General features: G+C 66.7%; 14 protein-coding genes. 9 read left to right on the plus strand and 5 right to left on the minus strand.

Translation table 11 applies throughout. The features are described 5' to 3' along the window. Positions 1-61 precede the first annotated feature (61 nt). The 5 genes from ORI27_RS11585 (at position 62) to ORI27_RS11605 (ending at position 5,529) form a co-directional block, all read left to right on the plus strand. On the plus strand, positions 62-553 hold the full coding sequence (locus tag ORI27_RS11585) for a winged helix-turn-helix transcriptional regulator (RefSeq protein ID WP_265996983.1): 492 nt from the start codon (positions 62-64) through the stop codon (positions 551-553). Then, on the plus strand, positions 550-1,356 hold the full coding sequence (locus ORI27_RS11590) for an acyl-CoA thioesterase (protein ID WP_265996984.1): 807 nt from the start codon (positions 550-552) through the stop codon (positions 1,354-1,356). Before ORI27_RS11585 ends, ORI27_RS11590 begins: the two co-directional genes overlap by 4 nt. A 37-nt stretch (positions 1,357-1,393) precedes the next feature. Then, a complete protein-coding gene (locus ORI27_RS11595) occupies positions 1,394-2,083 on the plus strand; it encodes a TVP38/TMEM64 family protein (RefSeq protein ID WP_407666295.1) in 690 nt (229 codons plus the stop codon). 79 nt (positions 2,084-2,162) lie between these two features. Further along, a complete protein-coding gene (locus ORI27_RS11600; RefSeq protein ID WP_265996986.1) occupies positions 2,163-2,549 on the plus strand; it encodes a DUF2237 family protein in 387 nt (128 codons plus the stop codon). A gap of 118 nt (positions 2,550-2,667) precedes the next feature. Continuing rightward, on the plus strand, positions 2,668-5,529 hold the full coding sequence (locus ORI27_RS11605) for an MMPL/RND family transporter (RefSeq protein WP_265996987.1): 2,862 nt from the start codon (positions 2,668-2,670) through the stop codon (positions 5,527-5,529). Between the two features lie 169 nt (positions 5,530-5,698). On the opposite strand, the gene ORI27_RS11610 is transcribed toward ORI27_RS11605, so the two are convergent. From ORI27_RS11610 to ORI27_RS11625, 4 genes are all read right to left on the minus strand, one after another. Beyond that, a complete protein-coding gene (locus ORI27_RS11610; protein WP_265996988.1) occupies positions 5,699-7,096 on the minus strand; it encodes an IS1380 family transposase in 1,398 nt (465 codons plus the stop codon). A 202-nt stretch (positions 7,097-7,298) separates the two neighbouring features. Then, on the minus strand, positions 7,299-7,682 hold the full coding sequence (locus ORI27_RS11615; RefSeq protein WP_265996989.1) for a type II toxin-antitoxin system VapC family toxin: 384 nt from the start codon (positions 7,680-7,682) through the stop codon (positions 7,299-7,301). Continuing rightward, positions 7,679-7,894, minus strand: coding sequence for an antitoxin (locus tag ORI27_RS11620; protein ID WP_265996991.1), 216 nt, complete (start codon positions 7,892-7,894; stop codon positions 7,679-7,681). Before ORI27_RS11620 ends, ORI27_RS11615 begins: the two co-directional genes overlap by 4 nt. Before the next feature lie 262 nt (positions 7,895-8,156). Beyond that, positions 8,157-8,723: a TetR/AcrR family transcriptional regulator gene (locus ORI27_RS11625; RefSeq protein WP_265996992.1), complete on the minus strand. Its 567-nt coding sequence runs from the start codon at positions 8,721-8,723 to the stop codon at positions 8,157-8,159. Between the two features lie 94 nt (positions 8,724-8,817). On the opposite strand from ORI27_RS11625, the gene ORI27_RS11630 reads away from it, so the two are divergent. From ORI27_RS11630 to ORI27_RS11645, 4 genes are all read left to right on the plus strand, one after another. After that, positions 8,818-9,252, plus strand: coding sequence for a nitroreductase/quinone reductase family protein (locus ORI27_RS11630; protein ID WP_265996993.1), 435 nt, complete (start codon positions 8,818-8,820; stop codon positions 9,250-9,252). Positions 9,253-9,478: 226 nt separating this feature from the next. Beyond that, positions 9,479-10,969 (plus strand): DUF3375 domain-containing protein, encoded by a 1,491-nt coding sequence (locus tag ORI27_RS11635; protein WP_265996994.1) that lies wholly within the window; start codon positions 9,479-9,481, stop codon positions 10,967-10,969. Between the two features lie 96 nt (positions 10,970-11,065). After that, positions 11,066-11,770 carry a DUF4194 domain-containing protein gene (locus ORI27_RS11640; RefSeq protein WP_265996996.1) on the plus strand — a complete coding sequence of 235 codons (705 nt, stop codon included), beginning with the start codon at positions 11,066-11,068 and terminating at the stop codon, positions 11,768-11,770. Next, a complete protein-coding gene (locus ORI27_RS11645; protein WP_265996997.1) occupies positions 11,763-15,161 on the plus strand; it encodes an ATP-binding protein in 3,399 nt (1,132 codons plus the stop codon). Before ORI27_RS11640 ends, ORI27_RS11645 begins: the two co-directional genes overlap by 8 nt. Here ORI27_RS11645 and ORI27_RS11650 read toward each other — a convergent pair whose 3' ends face one another. Then, complete coding sequence (locus ORI27_RS11650) at positions 15,162-16,574, minus strand: PE-PPE domain-containing protein (protein ID WP_265996999.1); 1,413 nt, start codon at positions 16,572-16,574, stop codon at positions 15,162-15,164. Between the last annotated feature and the right edge of the window lie 84 nt (positions 16,575-16,658).

A 16,658-nucleotide genomic window follows, 5' to 3' on the forward strand; every position in this document is an offset into this window, starting at 1 on the left:
CCACCGGTGCAGTGACGTTCCCTTCTGAGTCTAGAATTCAGACTCTGCTAGGCTGGCGAGCGTGCCCCCCGCCCGCGACCTGCTCAGCGCCGAAAACTGTTCGGTCAAGCGGGCACTGGACATCGTCGGCGAGAAGTGGACTCTGCTGGTCCTGCGGGAGGCCTTCTACGGCGCGCGACGGTTCGAGTTGTTCCAGGCCCGCATCGGCTGCCCCCGCCAAGTCCTGACCGACCGGCTCAACACCCTGGTCGAGGCGGGCGTGCTGCGACGGGTGCCGTACCAGGATCCCGGCCAGCGGGAACGCCACGAGTACCGGCTCACCGAGAAGGGCCGCGACCTGCTGCCCGCCGTGATCGCGTTGATGCACTGGGGCGACAAGTGGGCGGCAGACCCGGCCGGACCACCGGTCGAGGTCGTCCACCGCGAGTGCGGCCAACCCGTCGAGCTGACACTGCGGTGCAGCGCCGACCAGACCCCCCTCACCGCGTACGACACCGAGCCGAGACCAGGCCCGGGTGCCCGCCCCGCCAAACCCGGAAGGACGAGCCGATGACCGCCACCCACGCATTCGACACCGCAATTCGCCTGGCGCACAACGGTATCGGAAGCTACCGTGGGCAGACCACCCCCGAGTACGCCAACATGGTGGGTCCGTTCGGCGGAGTGACCGCCGCCGCGATCGTGCGGGCGATCGAGGACCACCCGGACCGGATCGGCCAACCCGTCGCCCTGACCGTCAACTACCTCGTCCCGGTCGGCGACGGCAGTTTCGACATCGCGCTGCGCGCCGTGCGCACCAACCGGACCAATCAGCACTGGACCGTCGAGGTCGCCCAGGAACATGGCGTCACCACGACCGCCACCGCGGTCTTCGGGATCCGCCGCGACGCCTGGTCCGACACCGAGGCGACGATGCCCGCGGCTCCGGATCCAGAAGGCCTGCCGCGGGCAATCCTTCCCGAGGGTGTGCGCTGGATGCGCAACTACGAAATGCGGTATGTCGCGGGTGAAGTACCGGCCGTGGCGAGCGAAAGCACCTCGTCCACCACGACGCTGTGGGTACGTCAGCGTCCCGCCCGGGCGCTCGACTTCGCCGCGCTCAGCGCACTCAGCGATGTGTTCTATCCGCGGGTGTTTCTGCGCCGCGGGCGCATGCTGCCGGCCGGCACCATCTCACTGACGACGTACTTCCATGTCGACGGTGCGGAGCTGGCCCGACAGGGCACCGACTATGTCCTGGCCAGCGCACACGCCCAGCGCTTCGCTCGCGGGTACTTCGATCAGACCGCACAGATCTGGGGCCGCGACGCGACCCTGCTGGCAACCAGCCACCAGATCGTCTACTACAAGGACTGATCAGGCCGGGGTGCCGTCGGGGACAATGAGGCTCACCATGCTCGACGACACCCATCCGCCGGCCGTTCGCCGGTGGCCGCACCTCCTGCGGCTGGCGCTCTTCGTGGTCGTACTGCTGAGCCTGTTCTATCTGGTGGCGGTGTCCAGGGTGATCGACGTGGGACAGGTTCGCGATGCGGTGGCGGCGACGGGACCCGTCGCTCCCCTGGTCTATCTCACGGTATCGGCGATGCTGGCCGCGGTGTTCGTCCCGGGTCCGCTGCTGGCCGCCGGCAGCGGCGTGTTGTTCGGGCCGGTGCTGGGCACCCTGGTGACGCTGGCCTCGACGGTCCTGACGGCGCTGATCGCCGCCACGCTCGGCAGGCGAGCGGGCCGGGACAGCGCCCGCGTGCTGCTCGGAGCGGACTGGTCGGCACGGATCGACGCGCAGGTCCAGCGCCGCGGGTTGTGGGCGGTGGTGGGCCAGCGCTTCGTACCGGGTATCTCCGACGCGTTGGCCTCGTATGCCTTCGGCGCCTTCGGGATGCCGTTGTGGCAGATGGCGATCGGGGCGTTCATCGGATCGGCGCCCCGGGCGTTCGTGTACACCGCCTTGGGGGCGTCGATCTCGGACCTCTCCTCGCCGCTGGCCTACGCCGCGATCGCGGTCTGGTGCATCACGGCCATCATCGGAGCATTCGCCGCCCATCACGGGTATCGCGGCTGGCGTAACCGCGCCGCCCGGTAGCCGGCGCCGCTGCGGATCCGTCGCCGTCAATACCGACTGACCCGCAGCGTCGTTTCCCGAAGCGCCGGATACTGGCACGATGGCAGATCGCAACGTGCTGGGCGGCCCGCTACAACCGTGCGGGACCGACCCGATGACGGGCTTCTACCGCGATGGCTGCTGTTCGACCGGCCCGGACGATGTCGGCCGGCACACCATCTGCGCGGTCGTGACCGCCGAGTTCCTCGACCACCAGCGCTCGATCGGCAACGACCTGTCCACCCCGATGCCCCAGTACCGCTTCCCCGGGCTGGTGGCCGGCGACCGATGGTGCGTGACGGCGCTGAACTGGCTGCGCGCCCACACCGACGGGCACGCCGCACCGGTGGTGCTGGCCTGTACCCATGAACGGTCTCTGGAGATCGTCCCGTTGGAGACGTTGCGGGAATACGCCGTCGACGTGCCCGACGACCTCACCGGCCTCTAGCCGGCCGGGCCGCCGGCCTGCGCGGCCGGGTAGAACGACGTTGACGACCGCACCCTGACACCCCCACGTCTGGTATGACTGTCTAAGTAATTCGCACCACAGTGAGGACCTGGGCCTGGTGAGCGCCCCGACCCAAGTGCAGGCAGTCGCCGCAGAGCAGCCGCAGCGAGCGGCTTTGGCCAAGTGGATCCGCCGATTGGCGGTGCCGATCATCCTTGCGTGGATCGGCCTCATCATCGTCCTGAACTCGGTCGTGCCACAGCTGGAAGAAGTCGGCAAGCTGCGGGCGGTCTCGATGTCCCCCAAGGACGCGCCGTCGGTCATCGCCATGATGCGCTCGGGCAAGGTCTTCGAAGAATCTGACTCCGACAGCTCGGCGATGATCGTCCTCGAGGGCGACAACCCACTGGGTGACGATGCACGTCGCTTCTATATCGACATGGTCGGCAAGCTTCGGGCCGACACCACGCACGTCCAGCACATCCAGGACTTCTGGGGTGATCCGCTGACCGAGGCCGGTGCGCTGAGCGCCGACGGGAAAGCCGTCTACGTGCAGGTGGCCCTGGCCGGGAACATGGGCGAGACGCTCGGCAACGAATCGGTCGAAGCGGTCCAGAAGATCGTCAGGGGCCTGTCCCCGCCGCCGGGAGTGAAGGTGTTCGTTACCGGCGGCCCGGCGCTGCAGGCCGACCAGCAGCTCGCCGGCGACAAGAGCATCCGGATCATCGAGATCACCACCATCGCCGTCATCCTGACCATGCTGCTGTTCTTCTACCGGTCGATCGTCACGGTCGGCCTCGTCCTGGTGATGCTGATCCTGGGCCTGACGGTCACCCGCGGCGCAGTGGCATTCCTGGGTTATCACAACCTGATCGGTCTGTCACCATTCGCGACCCAATTGCTCGTCACCCTGGCGATAGCCGCGACGACCGACTACGCGATATTCCTGATCGGGCGATACCAGGAGGCCCGATCAATCGGGGAGAGCCGCGAAGACGCCTACTACACGATGTACCACGGCACCGCCCATGTGGTGCTGGGCTCGGGCATGACCATCGCGGGCGCGACGTTCTGCCTGTCCTTCACCCGGTTGCCGTATTTCCAGTCGCTGGGCGTTCCGCTGGCGGTCGGGATGGTCGTCGCGGTGGTGTCGGCGCTGACACTGGGCGCGGCGATCGTCACGGTGGCCAGCCGCTTCGGCCTACTCGAACCGAAGCGGGCCATGCGGATTCGGTTCTGGCGCAAGCTGGGAGCAGCCGTGGTGCGCTGGCCCGGCGGCATTCTGTTCTCGACGATCATGATCGCCTTGATCGGGCTGATCACGCTGCCCGGCTACCAGCCGAACTACAACGACCGCAAGTATCTGCCGGCCGACCTGCCGGCCAACGAGGGCTTCGCGGCGGCGGAGCGGCACTTTCCGATCGCCAGGATGAACCCCGAGCTGGTGTTGCTCGAGACCGACCAGGATCTCCGCAACTCGGCCGACTTCCTGGTGATCGAACGGATCAGCAAGGCCATCGCCAAGGTTCCGGGCATCGGCCGGGTGCAGTCGATCACCCGCCCGGCAGGAAAACCATTGGAGTACAGCACGATTCCGGCCCAGATCAGCATGGGCGGAACCAACCAGACGATGAACCGGTCCTATATGGAGGACCGCATGGCCGACATGCTCGTTCAGGGCGAGGACATGCAGAAGACCATCAACACGATGACGCAGATGATCAACTTGATGGAGGAGATGAGCGGCACCATGCACGGCATGGTGACCAAGATGGACGAGATGGCCCTCGACATCGCCGACCTGCGCAACCACATCGCCGAGTTCGACGACTTCTTCCGGCCGATCCGTAATTACCTGTACTGGGAGCCGCACTGCTACGACATCCCGCTGTGCTGGGCGTTGCGCTCGACGTTCGACACGCTGGATGGGGTCGACACCATGGTCGACGACATCCAGGAACTGCTGCCCGATATGCATCGACTGGACGCGATGATGCCACAAATGGTTTCGCTGATGCGTCCGACGATCGAGTCGATGAAGCGGATGCGGATCATGATGCTGACCCAGCAGGCCACCCAGGCTGGTCAGCTGGATCAGCAGGCCGCGTTGAGCGAGAACCAGGCGGCGATGGGCGCCGCGTTCAACGATTCACTCAACGACGACACGTTCTACCTGCCGCCGGAGATCTTCGACAACGACGAATTCAAGCGCGGCATAAAGAACTTCATCTCCCCCAACGGCCATGCGGCCCGGTTCATCATCTCCCATGAGGAAGACCCGCTGTCGGCCGACGGCATCAACCGGATCGACGCGATCAAGAACGCCGTGTTCGAGGCCATCAAGGGCACGCCACTGGAGGGATCGCAGGTCTATCTGGGTGGCACCGCATCGGCGTTCAAGGACATGCAGGAAGGCAACGAGTACGACTTGCTGATCGCCGGCGTCGCCGCGTTGTCGCTGATCTTCATCATCATGTTGATCATCACTCGCGCCATCGTGGCCGCGGCCGTGATCGTCGGCACCGTCGTGCTGTCCCTCGGGGCGTCATTCGGGCTGTCGGTGCTGCTCTGGCAGCACATCCTGGGCATCGAACTGCAGTTCATGGTGATGGCGATGGCGGTCATCATCCTGTTGGCGGTGGGCGCCGACTACAACCTGCTGCTGGTCGCCCGGATGAAAGAGGAGATACCCGCCGGGATCAACACCGGCATCATCCGCGCGATGGGCGGTAGCGGGTCGGTGGTGACGGCCGCTGGACTGGTGTTCGCGTTCACGATGATCTCGATGTCGGTCAGCGCCATGGTGGTGGTCGCCCAGGTGGGTACGACGATCGGACTCGGCCTGTTGTTCGACACCCTGGTGGTGCGGGCATTCATGACGCCGGCGATCGCCGCCCTGATGGGGCCGTGGTTCTGGTGGCCGAGGATCGTGCGCCGCAGGCCGCTGGCAACGCGGCCGGCCGGACAGTTACTCCGTTAGCCCGGATTTTTCGCCGGGTTGGCGTGGACGGTGTTCGGTGGCGCTGCGGGTGTGATGAGCCGCGTGAGTGGGTCGGGGTCGCGTTGGGGTGATCCCTTGTCGCCGGGTTGGGCGGGCTTTCCCAGGGCCAGTGAGTCTTTCGTGGTAGTTCGGTCACGGGATGTCGGGGTCAGCCGAATGCGGTGCGGATGGCCTGCCAGGCGGTCGCGATGATCGCGGTCCAGCGCCAGGTGGCGTCGATGCGCAGCCGTACCTGTCGTGCGCTGCGGGTGATGCGGGCGGCGACGTGCAGGACTCGGTAGCGGAAGGTGGTGATCTCGGCGCGGGCCAGGTCGGGATGGGCGGCGAATCCGATGAGTCGGCACCAGGTGACGAGGTCAGCGGCTGCCAGCACGATTTCCAGCCAGGCGGCGTTGGCCGAGAAGGCGTGGCACGGCAGGTTACGCAGGCCGGTGTTCTTGAGTTCGCGGATGCGGTCTTCGACACGGGCGTGCTGACGATGCCGTAGTTCCAGGCCGGCGACTTGGCCTGCCACGACACCGGTCGGGGTGTCGGTGATGAACGCGGTGACCCGCATGCCGTCGGCGTCGGTGAACCGCAACTGCGCTCCGGGGTGGGGGCGTTCCTTGCGCAGGATCAACCGGGTGCCCGGCGGCCAGCTACTGAGGTTGACCAGATCGGTGGCTTCGGCGACCCACGCGCCGTCACGCAGGCCGCCGTCGGCGTCGATTGCCGGATACCAGGCATCGCCGAGGTTGAGGGTGTCCACCGCGTCCTGCACGCGCCAGTCAACGGAATAGCCGAAGGAGAACCCCACCCCGGCCGCCCGGCACGCATCAGCGAAGTCGTGGGTGGACCCGGCGGTGTCACAACGCACCAACACCCTCGGCGCAGCGGGGTTGTGCGGGTCGGGACGCCAGTGCGGCGGCAGGGCCGCCAGCGCCTGGGCAAGAACGGTGATGTGGTCGGCGGCGGTGTTGGAGCCGGCACGGCCGGTGCGCAGCAGTCCGGCCAGTGCTTCACCCCCGGAGATTTCCGGGCGATCCAGAAACGCCAGGAGTGGATGCAGGCCGAAGGTCTTCTTCCAGGTCGGCGTCGCCAGCTCCTTGTTGTCGGAGTGATCAGCCACCAGGGTGGCGTCGATGTCGATGTGCAACCACTGACCAGCTGCGGGCGCGGCTCCCGCCGACCACGCCGCCGCCCTGGCCACGCCTCGGGCAGTGCGGATACCGGGCAGGTGAGCGGAGTCGATCCGCTGGTCGACCAGCCGCCACATCGTGGTCGTCGAGGCCTTCGCCCCGAACACGTGCTCACGATCGCCACACAACTGGCCGACGCCGTCGATGCAGTCTGCGCCGTCGGCGACCGCGGCGACCAGATCGGCGAAGACATCGCCGGGCGCATACACCCACGGGCCCCGGTACGTGTCGGCCAACACCCCGGTGACCTGCGCCGATAACCCGGTACGGTCGGCTAGTTCGCGCAGCATGCCCATGCCCGCGTGCGACACGACGCCGTGGCCGTCAGCCGACACTTTCACCCGTGATCCGGCCGCGATATTCTTCACCCGCGAGGTGCCTTCCCGTCAGCGATATCGAACCCTAGAGAAGTCCGATTATCCCTTGCAGGACAGGCACTTTCGCGCATCTACACCCCGAAACTCACAACATCATGCGAAAAATCCGGGTTAGCCGCGAGCGTGCGTGTCGGTCCCGCGACACACCGTGGCAGCCGCACCTAAACGCACACTCGCGACGGTGAGGTGGCGATCACCGCGGCACGACCGTGACCGCGCACCGAGGTCCGTTTGCTCCGGACAGCCGAGCATCTGCCGTGACAAGGGCACAGTCCAAATTCTCCGCGAGCGCGACATACATTGCGTCGTAAGCTGTTACAGCAGAGCGAAGTTCCCAGATACGCGCGAGTAGAGGTGCAGCAGCGTAACGTGTCAACCCGAGCCCCGTCCAGACAGTCAGTGCCCGGCGCGCGTGGTCTGAAGCCAGCAAACCGGCAAGGACCTGGCGACGCAATACGCTGACCACCTCCGCATCTACCAGGTGTGGCGCATGGACGGATTCGACTGCGAGGAGTCGGCGTGCCTGACCCTCATTCAACAGCGCCGAAACTGCGGCCGACGCGTCGATGACGATCATCTGCGTTCGGACTCCAACTGATCGATGATGACTTCGGTCGGGATGCGCAGATCAGGCAAGGTGGCGATCAGCGCGGCGTTGTCGACCCGGCGAGTTGCGGCGTCGAGTTCGCGGATCGCGACAGCTGTTACCGAGGTACCGGCAGCGCGCGCCATCCGTTCGAGTCGATCCATGACATCGTCAGGGACGTTACGAAGGTGCAGAGTGCGCATACCTCGAGCGTATCCAGCGTGCATGCAAATTGCTAGCAGATCGCTAGCGAACAGATAGCTTCTAGACCGCATCCTCGTAACCCCACCGCGCCGCTTGCCGCAACACCTCTCGCTTGTAGCCAGACCGCAAGGCGTCAATCGTGGCGACGGTCGTTGATGTCAGTTCGTCTCGAATCCCACTCTGTGCGTGAGCAAATGGAACAAAGGCACGCAGACCATAGTGCCCGATTCCGCAATACCCGGTGGCACGCCGCAACCCGGATCAACCGCCAGCAAGCCTCGCGCCGACCAGCACCGCGAGGTCTCGCCCCGCTCGCTGCAACGGAATCGGCGAGCGAGCCGCCACCGACATGATCACGGCCCCTTCGATGGCTGCGACGACGGTGGTGGCAAGATCCTGCGCCGCCGCCGGGTCCAGTCCGGCCCGCTCGAATCGCGACGCCATGAGGCCCACCCACTGCGCAAACGCGTTCGCCGCGACTGCAGCCGCCGCTGGCGCCTCCGAACCCCCCAGTGTCACGGCCACCATTGGGCATCCGGCCAGGTAGTCACTGTCGCCCAGCACGGCCTCCCACGCCCGCACGAACGCATCGACGGTCGCGATCGGATCACCGTCGGCGACCATCTCCTCGAGCATTGACGTGAAGGACGCCGCGGCGGATTCGGTTGCCGCGGCGATCAATTCGGGCTTGCCGTCGGGAAAGTTCAGGTACAGCGTCCGGCGGGCCAGGCCACTGTGTTCAAGAATCTGCGAGACGCTCGTACTGCCCACGCCATGTCGGCGGACCAGCTCGATGGTGGTGTCGATCAACCGTTGCCGAGCAGACACCGCCGCCTCCGTCCGTTGCACTAGACCAATCAGTCTACTATCGTCAGGCTAGTAGATCGATCGGTCTACTCTCGATACGAGGAAGGAAGCCGCCATGACCGATCCGGCCCTGCGAAAATTCCGGCGCGAACGGATCGTCGGCCGATACGTCGCCAATCCGACCGTGGGATTGCTTCGCCGCCTGGGGGTGCGCACCACCTTCGCGACCGAGCTCCAAACGATGGGCAGGAAGTCGGGCCGCTGGCGATCGGTACCCGTCTCCGCCCGCTTCGACACGACCGGCGCGTGGGTCATCTCCCAGCACGGACACCGATCCGGTTGGGCGCTCAACGTCGCCGATGATCCGCAGGTGCGCATCCGCCAAGGACATCGGTGGCGCAGTGGCACCGCACGTTTCGTCCCCGACGACGACCCGGCCGCGCGGGCACGGACCTTCGCGACGTCGCCACTATTGGCACCCCTGGTGACGGCCACATTCCGGGCACTGCAGTCCGATCCCATCAGCGTCCGCATCGACTTCGTGGACTGACCGCTCAAGTGTGCGACGAGTGTGCGTGTCGGGCCGGCGACACGCCGCGGCAGCCGTCCCCAACCGCACGCTCGCGAAGGTCCACCTGGGGCCGGCGTGGCCTCTGGGACGCCTGTGACAGACCTTTTCCGACACGCCCTCGACACCCACCCACGGCGCGGTCCGATGTCGGCGCGGTGGCCTATCTTGGAGCGTCCGACCAACTACATCGAGGAGGGGAACCCGGGTGGACGACGACACCAGCTTGTCGGCCGCTGACCTCCTCGACATCAACCGCGACATCCAGGCCTCCCCCGCGATCCGGCTGCTGGCCACACTCAATCTCGGTGCCTACGCCACCCTGATGGAACGCCACCTCAGCGCGGGCGTCATCAGCGAAACCGAACTGGTGGTGCGCCTCGAACGCGACCTCGACGCGCTCGGCCGACCCGGCGGCGAGCAGTCCGGCCTGGGTCTGATCAAGAGCTGGGCCAGCCAGGGCTGGTTGCATCGGGTGGCCGATCAGCGCACCGGCATCGAACGCAATCTGTGCTACCTGACCCAGGAGGCGCGCCGGGCCCTGGACTTCCTGCGCGGCCTGCGCCGCCAGGACACCATCGCCACCGGCGGGTCGATCAACGGCATCGCCTCGCGCCTCAAGCAGATCGCCCTGCGGGTGGGCAACGACCCAGTCCGGATCCGCGCCGGGATCCAGGCCGAAATCGCCGCCCTGCAAGCCGAACTCGATGCGCTCGAACGCGGCGAGGACATCACCGACCGGACCGCCGACGTCGACATGACCGACATGTACGACGAAGCCCACGCGATCGCGTTGCAGATGGAGCGGCTGATCACCGACATCGGCCAGTACGGCACCATGATCGAACGGGCCACCGCCGCTCTCGACGAACCGATCGATTCCAACGTCGCCTACCGCGACCGGCAGCGCCAGATGTACGCCGACTACCAGGCTGCATGGGACTCCCAGGGCCGGGACTCGCACCGCGCCTTCCTGCGGATGATCAACGACCCCGACCAGCGTGCCGAATTCGAGGCCGACGTCGCCGCCGTCGCCCACGCGCTGCCCGCCCTGGATCCCGCACTACGCAAGGTGATGGCCGGCTTCTTCGAGCTCGTCGGACAGCAGATCGACGAGGTGGAACGCATCCAGCAACGCTGCGCCCAGCGGGTCAAACGGTTCACCGCATTCGGCACCCTGGAACAGAGCCGCGGCGTGGCCCGTCAGCTGGGCGACGCGATCGGCGCCGCGCGCGCCCTGCTGAAGAGCTCACTGACCGACTCGCGTCTGGATATCGAGCTCCCCCTTGCCCGGCACACCATCAGTTCGATTGGCGCACTGAGCTTCCGGATCGGGGACCTGTCCAACCCGAAACCCGCCCAGGCCGCTGAGGGCGAGCTCGATCTGTCCAGCTTCGCCGCACTGACCACCCAGGTCGACGCCCCGGCGATGTCGGAGATGATCAACACCGCACTGAACGCCGGTGGGCCGGTGTCCCTGCCCGAGGCTGTCCAGATGCTCGATGCCGCCTACCTGGGACACGTCATAGTGTTGTGGTCCTGGGCGCTCAAACAGCCCTCACAAACGGACACAGCCGCACGGGCGACCGAGTCGGTCACCGTCCGGTTCCAGTCGCTGGACGGCCGCGACCGCGAGATGGAGGTTCCGCACCTGGTGTTCACCGAACCGATCTCCAGCCTGTTGGGGGCCAGCACATGACCCCGCCGGCGACGATGCAGAGCGAAGCGATGAGGAGGAGCGGCGCGTGACCCCGCCGGCGACGATGCAGAGCGAAGCGATGAGGAGGAGCGGCGCATGACCGACGTCTCCGAGGTGGACATCACTGCGCTCAGTTCGCTGCCCCAGGTCGATCAGACCGCGCGCACCCCACACCAGCGCCGTCCGCGCTTCGACGGCGATGTCAGCGAGTTGCCCGACCGGGCGTGCTGGGCCTTGCAGCAGCTGCTGACCCGCCGCTATATCAGCGCCGAGGCCGACCCCGACGTGTACAGCTGGGTGCTCGAATACCGCGCGCAGCTGTCGGTACGGCTGTCCGAGCTCGACCTGCTGTTGCGTATCGTCGACGGTACCGACATCGCGTTCATCGAACAGGCCCGCTACGAATCCGCCAGGGGCGTCAAGCTTTTGCGGCGCGAGCCGCTGGGCACCTACGACTCGATCCTGGCGCTGCACCTGGCGCAGATGATGCGCGCGGCGGGCGGCCAGTCCGTGCTGATCAGCCGCGAGGAGGTGCACGGGCTGTTCTCCGGCGTACTCAATGACGTCGACCGGGACACCGTCACCTTCACCGCGCGCATCGACGCGGCGATCGCGCGCCTGGCAGCGCTGGAGATCCTGCGCAAGACCCGCGACGACGAGGACAGCTACACCGTCAGCCCGGTGATCAACGCCGTGATGACCGCCTCGGTGATCACCGAATTGCATCAGCAGTTCGAGATGCTGCTGTCCGGCGGTGCCGCACCGGACCGCGACGAACAGGAGACCCCGCAGGATGGCTGAACAGTTCCACTTGTCGCGGCTGCAGGTCATCAACTGGGGTGTCTTCGACGGATACCACGACATCCCGTTCAGCGTCGGCGGCGCGCTGATCGCCGGCGCCTCCGGCAGCGGGAAATCCTCACTGCTCGACGCGATTTCGCTGGGCTTTCTGCCGTTCAACCGGCGCAACTTCAACGCCTCCGGCGACAATTCGGCCGCGGGATCCAATGCAGGCCGGCGCACCGTCGACAAGTACGTTCGCGGCGCCTGGGGTCAGCGCAGCGACGCCGGCGCCAGCAAGGTGATGTACCTGCGCGGCGAGGGTACCGCCTGGTCGGCGGTAGCCGTCAGCTACACCAGCAATACCGGCCGGACCGTCACCGGCCTGGTGCTGAAATGGCTGACGGGCGAGTCCAGGTCGGACTCGTCGAGCCGGTTCGTCCTCGCCGACGGCGACCGCAACATCGAGGACGTCTGCAACCGCTGGGCGGCCGGACGATTCGACTCGACGGTGTTCAAGGACGACGAGTGGCGATTCTCCACCAAGGTCGAGTCGCAATACCTGGCCCAGTTGTACGCCACCATCGGCATCCGCGCTTCTGACGCAGCGCAGCAGTTGCTGGGCAAGGCCAAGTCTCTGAAAAGTGTTGGTGGGCTGGAACAATTCGTTCGCGAATTCATGCTCGACGAGCCGAGTAGCCTGACCCGGTTACCCGAGGCGCTCAAGCAGATCGACCCGCTGGTGGAGGCCCGCGAGTTGCTGGCCGTCGCGCAGCGCAAACGCAAGATCCTCGGCGATATCGAGAAGATCCAGCAGCGCTACGCCTCGGAGTCCTCCGACCTGGGCATCATCGACCTGGTCGATCAGCCGATGGTGCGGGCCTATACCGACCACGTGCGGCTGGCCCAGTGCGCGCCGCAGATCGCAGCGCTGGACACGACTATCGACCAGTTGGGCAACGAGTACGAGGACGTCACCCGCCAGCTCAATCTCGCCAAGGCCGAGGGAGATTCCCTCAACGCCCAGATCAGCGGGTCCAGCGCCAGCCTGGGACCGTTGCAGTCACAGGTTGCCGGCGCCGAGGCGCAGGCCGAGCAGGTGTCCCGGCGGCGGGCCGCCTACGAATCGATGCTGACCGCGCAGGACATCGATGTACCCGATCACGCCGACGAGTTCTGGAATCTGCGCGAGGAACTCAGCACCGAAGTCACCGAACTGCAGGCCAAACTGGACCGCGGCCGGGAGGCGTCCACCGACGCCGAGTACGCGCAGAAGGCGGCGCGCATCGCCCGCGACGACGCCGCCAAAGAGCTCAAACGCGTCGAGCACGTCGGGTCGGCACTCCCCGAGTTCGCGATCAGCATGCGCGAGCACATCTGCGCCGCGGTCGGTGTCGAGCCGAGCGAGCTGCCCTACGTCGCCGAACTGATGGATCTGCGACCCGATCAGAGCCGCTGGCGGGTGGCGGTCGAGAAGGTGCTGCGCGGCGTGGGGCTACGGCTGCTGGTCCCCGACGAGCAGTATGCCGCGGTCCTGCGGTTCGTCAACGAGACCAACATGGGCGGGCGACTGCAACTGCACCACGTCCGCGCCGGGCTGGTCGGTACCGCTCCCGTCGATGCCGAGCCGAACACGTTGGCCGGCAAGCTGTTCGTCGTCGACCCGGCTCATCCGTGCGCCGCCGAGGCCGCCGATGTCGTCGCCGCGGCGGGCGACCACATCTGCGTGGACACCCCCGATGTGTTCTCCCGCTTCCGGCGCGCGGTCACCGACGCGGGCCTGTACAAGGACTCCGAGCGGCTGGCCGTCAAGGACGACCGGCGCCCGTTGCGGCAGTCCGACTACATCTACCAAGGCGATGTGCGAGCCAAGATCGACGCGCTGACCGTCGACCTCGCCTCCGCCGAAGAGGCCTATCAACAGGCCCGCCGCGCCGCCGATGAGATTGCGGCCCAACGCCAGCGCTGGCGTGACCGCGCCGCGGCGTGCAAGGCGATCTGCGATCAGTTTCCGCAGTGGAATCAGGTCGATATCGACACCGCCGACTGGCACGCCGACCGGCTGCGCGAACAATACGAGCTCTTGTTGGCCGACAACCCCGATATCGAGGCGCTCAACGCCCGTGCCGACGAGGTGTGGGAGGACATCCAGACGCTGATGACGCGCCGCGGCGCCATCCAGACCCGCCGCGATGATCTGGACAGCCGGCGCACACAGCTGCTGGAACTGCAGGACCGGCTGGCCCCGGCGTTCGTGTCCGAACCGCTGACCGAGCTGCTGAACCGCTACGCCGCCGACGTCCCCGTGACGTTGGAGGTGCTCAGTCCCGAGCCGCACCGCGAGGCGGTGTTCACCGCCATCCGGCGCGAGCGTGAGCAGCTGCGCGAAAGTCGCAGGCGCTCCTACGATGAGCTGGCCCGCATCCTGAACACCTTCGACACCGCGTTTCCCGATGCGATCCCCAACGACAGCGACGTGTTCGACGAGCGGGTGCACGACTATGTGGCGCTGTGCCGGCACATCGACGAACGGGAACTGCCGGAGGCCTACGAGCGGATGATGCGGCTGGTCACCGAACAGGCACCCGACGCGATCCTGACGCTGCACCGGGTGGCCGAGCAGGAGGCCCGACGGATCAGCGACCAGATCGACCGGGTCAACACCGGTTTGGGGGCGGTGGAGTTCAACAGCGGCACCCGGTTGACGCTGCGCGCGACGCCGCGCAGCCTGACCGCGGTCGCCGAACTGACCGAGATTGTGCGGGCCATCTCCCGGCGCATCGCCGAGGTCGGACTGGGCGACAAGCAGGCGATCCTCGACCAGTACGCCGACATCCTGCGGCTGCGCAACCGGCTGGCCTCCACGGCGCCAGAGGACAAGGCCTGGACCCGCGACGCGCTGGACGTTCGCAACCGGTTCACCTTCGACTGCGCCGAATGGGATGTCCGCACCGAGGAATTGATCCGCACCCACAGCAACGCCGGGGACAACTCCGGTGGCGAGCAGGAGAAGCTGATGGCGTTCTGTCTGGCCGGGGCGCTGAGCTTCAACCTGGCCAGCCCCGCGCAGTCCCAATTTTCGGCTACCGCCGAGAGTTCGGACAACAAACCGGTTTTCGCGCAGTTGATGCTCGACGAGGCGTTCTCCAAGTCGGATCCGCAGTTCGCCCAGCAGGCGCTGCAGGCGTTCCGCAAGTTCGGCTTCCAGCTGGTCATCGTGGCAACCGTGCAGAACGCCACCACGATTCAGCCCTACATCGACAGTGTGATCATGGTGTCCAAGACCGAAGCCAGCAGCCGCAACGCGCGCCCGGTGGCCACCGTTGCCGCCAAGACGATTTCGGACTTCACCACATTGCGGACCGAGATGCGTAACGCTGTGGCGCGGGAGCGGGTGCCGGCGACGGTGTGATCAGTGCGCGAGCCGATGTGGTGAGCGCGACTTGCTCACTGTGCTGTGCGGGACGCGCGCGCGACCGGACCCCGCCAATCCCGGCGCTGCCCGGTTGCCCGGGCGGCTGGCGGGCGCCTGCCGCGTGGGCCGATGACGGATCGCGGCGACCGGCCTGCTCTGCTTCTGCTCGCGCTGACTGGTGGCGGCAGACGATGCGGGGGGCAGGGGTGCCGGCGTGTACGGCGTCGGCGGACCATAGGGATCCACCGCTCCGGTGTCGACCGGCGGGCCGCCGACACCGTATGTCCCCTGGGGTTGGGTATGAAACGGGCGGTTCGCCGGATTGCCGGTGATCGCAGCGATTCCGTTGTCCCATCCCGTCGGGATCGCAACCAGAAAGTTGATCGCGGTCTTGAGGGGGCCCGGGAAGTAGAGGTACTTGGCCGGCGTCGGTTGGCCCGGGTTGACGGTGCGGTCGTAACCCGCTTCCACCAGGACCCGCAGCGGCGGATCGAGCGTCGCCGCCAGCGGTGGGCCGATGAGCGGAATCTGCTCGATCGGCATCAGCAGCGGCAACGTCTCGGCGGGCGCCAGATAGTAGGTCGTGTCTTGGTATTGGCCTTGGAGCTCAACGGTATTCACGGCGAAGTAGGCGGTTTCGGGGTGGAAGTACAAGAACCCGAACAGCGCGTTCAGGTCGGCTACCAGATTGAGCGGATTGGTCGGGAAGTCGGCGACCGGATCGTATTGGTGAGCCACGTCGACGGTGGTCAGCGGCGTCGGCTGTGGCGAGTTCGTGGTCATCGCCCCGTCGAAGGTCACGCCGAGTAGGGGTATGTAGGCGCCGACGAAGCGTTCGAGGATTCCGCCGTTGGGCCGGTTCGGGTTCGAGGTCTGCACGAAACTGATCGTCGTACCGACCGGCGGCGGGTGGGCGATGAGGTCGTATTTCTCCTGCGCGGAGATGGTGGCGCTCTGCGAATACCCGTACACGACATAGGAGGTGTCCGCCACCACCTCCGGCGGCCCGGTCGTGGTGAACGGTGGTTTGGTGACGGTGCACGGCGCGCCACGCAGGCAGCCGTCGAGATTCGCCAGGCCGATCGCGACGGACTCGTCGAACGTCAGGGACGGCAGACCCGTGGCGATCGGAAATTGTTCGGGGGTGTAGACCGCCACCGGGGAACAGCCCGGGCTGCCTCCCACGCACAGTCCCGACGGCGCGACGTACGTGGTGCCCGCGTCGTCCACGTAGCTTGCGATGTAGGCGGGTGTGTCCTGCGGAACACTCAACGGATGGCCGGTGCCGCCCATGTACAGCGCCGTCGCCGCGAGAGCGATCGCCACCGAGGTGATCGGCATGAACGCCAAGAGCATCGCGACGCCGAGCGCCGTCACGCTCAACGCGATCGATAGGCCGGCCTTGCGCATGGCGACCCCCCGTCCCCGGCGTGACCGCCGTCTCGTCCGGCGGCCCGCTAATCCGACTCTGGCAAGCATCGCGACGGGCGGCTA

This window comes from Mycobacterium pinniadriaticum (assembly GCF_026242045.1).
In the GTDB taxonomy this organism is placed as follows: domain Bacteria; phylum Actinomycetota; class Actinomycetes; order Mycobacteriales; family Mycobacteriaceae; genus Mycobacterium; species Mycobacterium pinniadriaticum.

What these genes read in the sequence shown, in the direction of transcription:
- ORI27_RS11590 (WP_265996984.1), top strand. Translation starts at nt 550, where the DNA reads ATGACCGCCACCCACGCATTCGACACCGCAATTCGCCTGGCGCACAAC.
- ORI27_RS11620 (WP_265996991.1), bottom strand. Translation starts at nt 7,894, where the DNA reads ATGCGCACTCTGCACCTTCGTAACGTCCCTGACGATGTCATGGATCGA.
- ORI27_RS11595 (WP_407666295.1), top strand. Translation starts at nt 1,394, where the DNA reads ATGCTCGACGACACCCATCCGCCGGCCGTTCGCCGGTGGCCGCACCTC.
- ORI27_RS11650 (WP_265996999.1), bottom strand. Translation starts at nt 16,574, where the DNA reads ATGCGCAAGGCCGGCCTATCGATCGCGTTGAGCGTGACGGCGCTCGGC.
- ORI27_RS11640 (WP_265996996.1), top strand. Translation starts at nt 11,066, where the DNA reads ATGACCGACGTCTCCGAGGTGGACATCACTGCGCTCAGTTCGCTGCCC.
- ORI27_RS11600 (WP_265996986.1), top strand. Translation starts at nt 2,163, where the DNA reads ATGGCAGATCGCAACGTGCTGGGCGGCCCGCTACAACCGTGCGGGACC.
- ORI27_RS11645 (WP_265996997.1), top strand. Translation starts at nt 11,763, where the DNA reads ATGGCTGAACAGTTCCACTTGTCGCGGCTGCAGGTCATCAACTGGGGT.
- ORI27_RS11615 (WP_265996989.1), bottom strand. Translation starts at nt 7,682, where the DNA reads ATGATCGTCATCGACGCGTCGGCCGCAGTTTCGGCGCTGTTGAATGAG.
- ORI27_RS11630 (WP_265996993.1), top strand. Translation starts at nt 8,818, where the DNA reads ATGACCGATCCGGCCCTGCGAAAATTCCGGCGCGAACGGATCGTCGGC.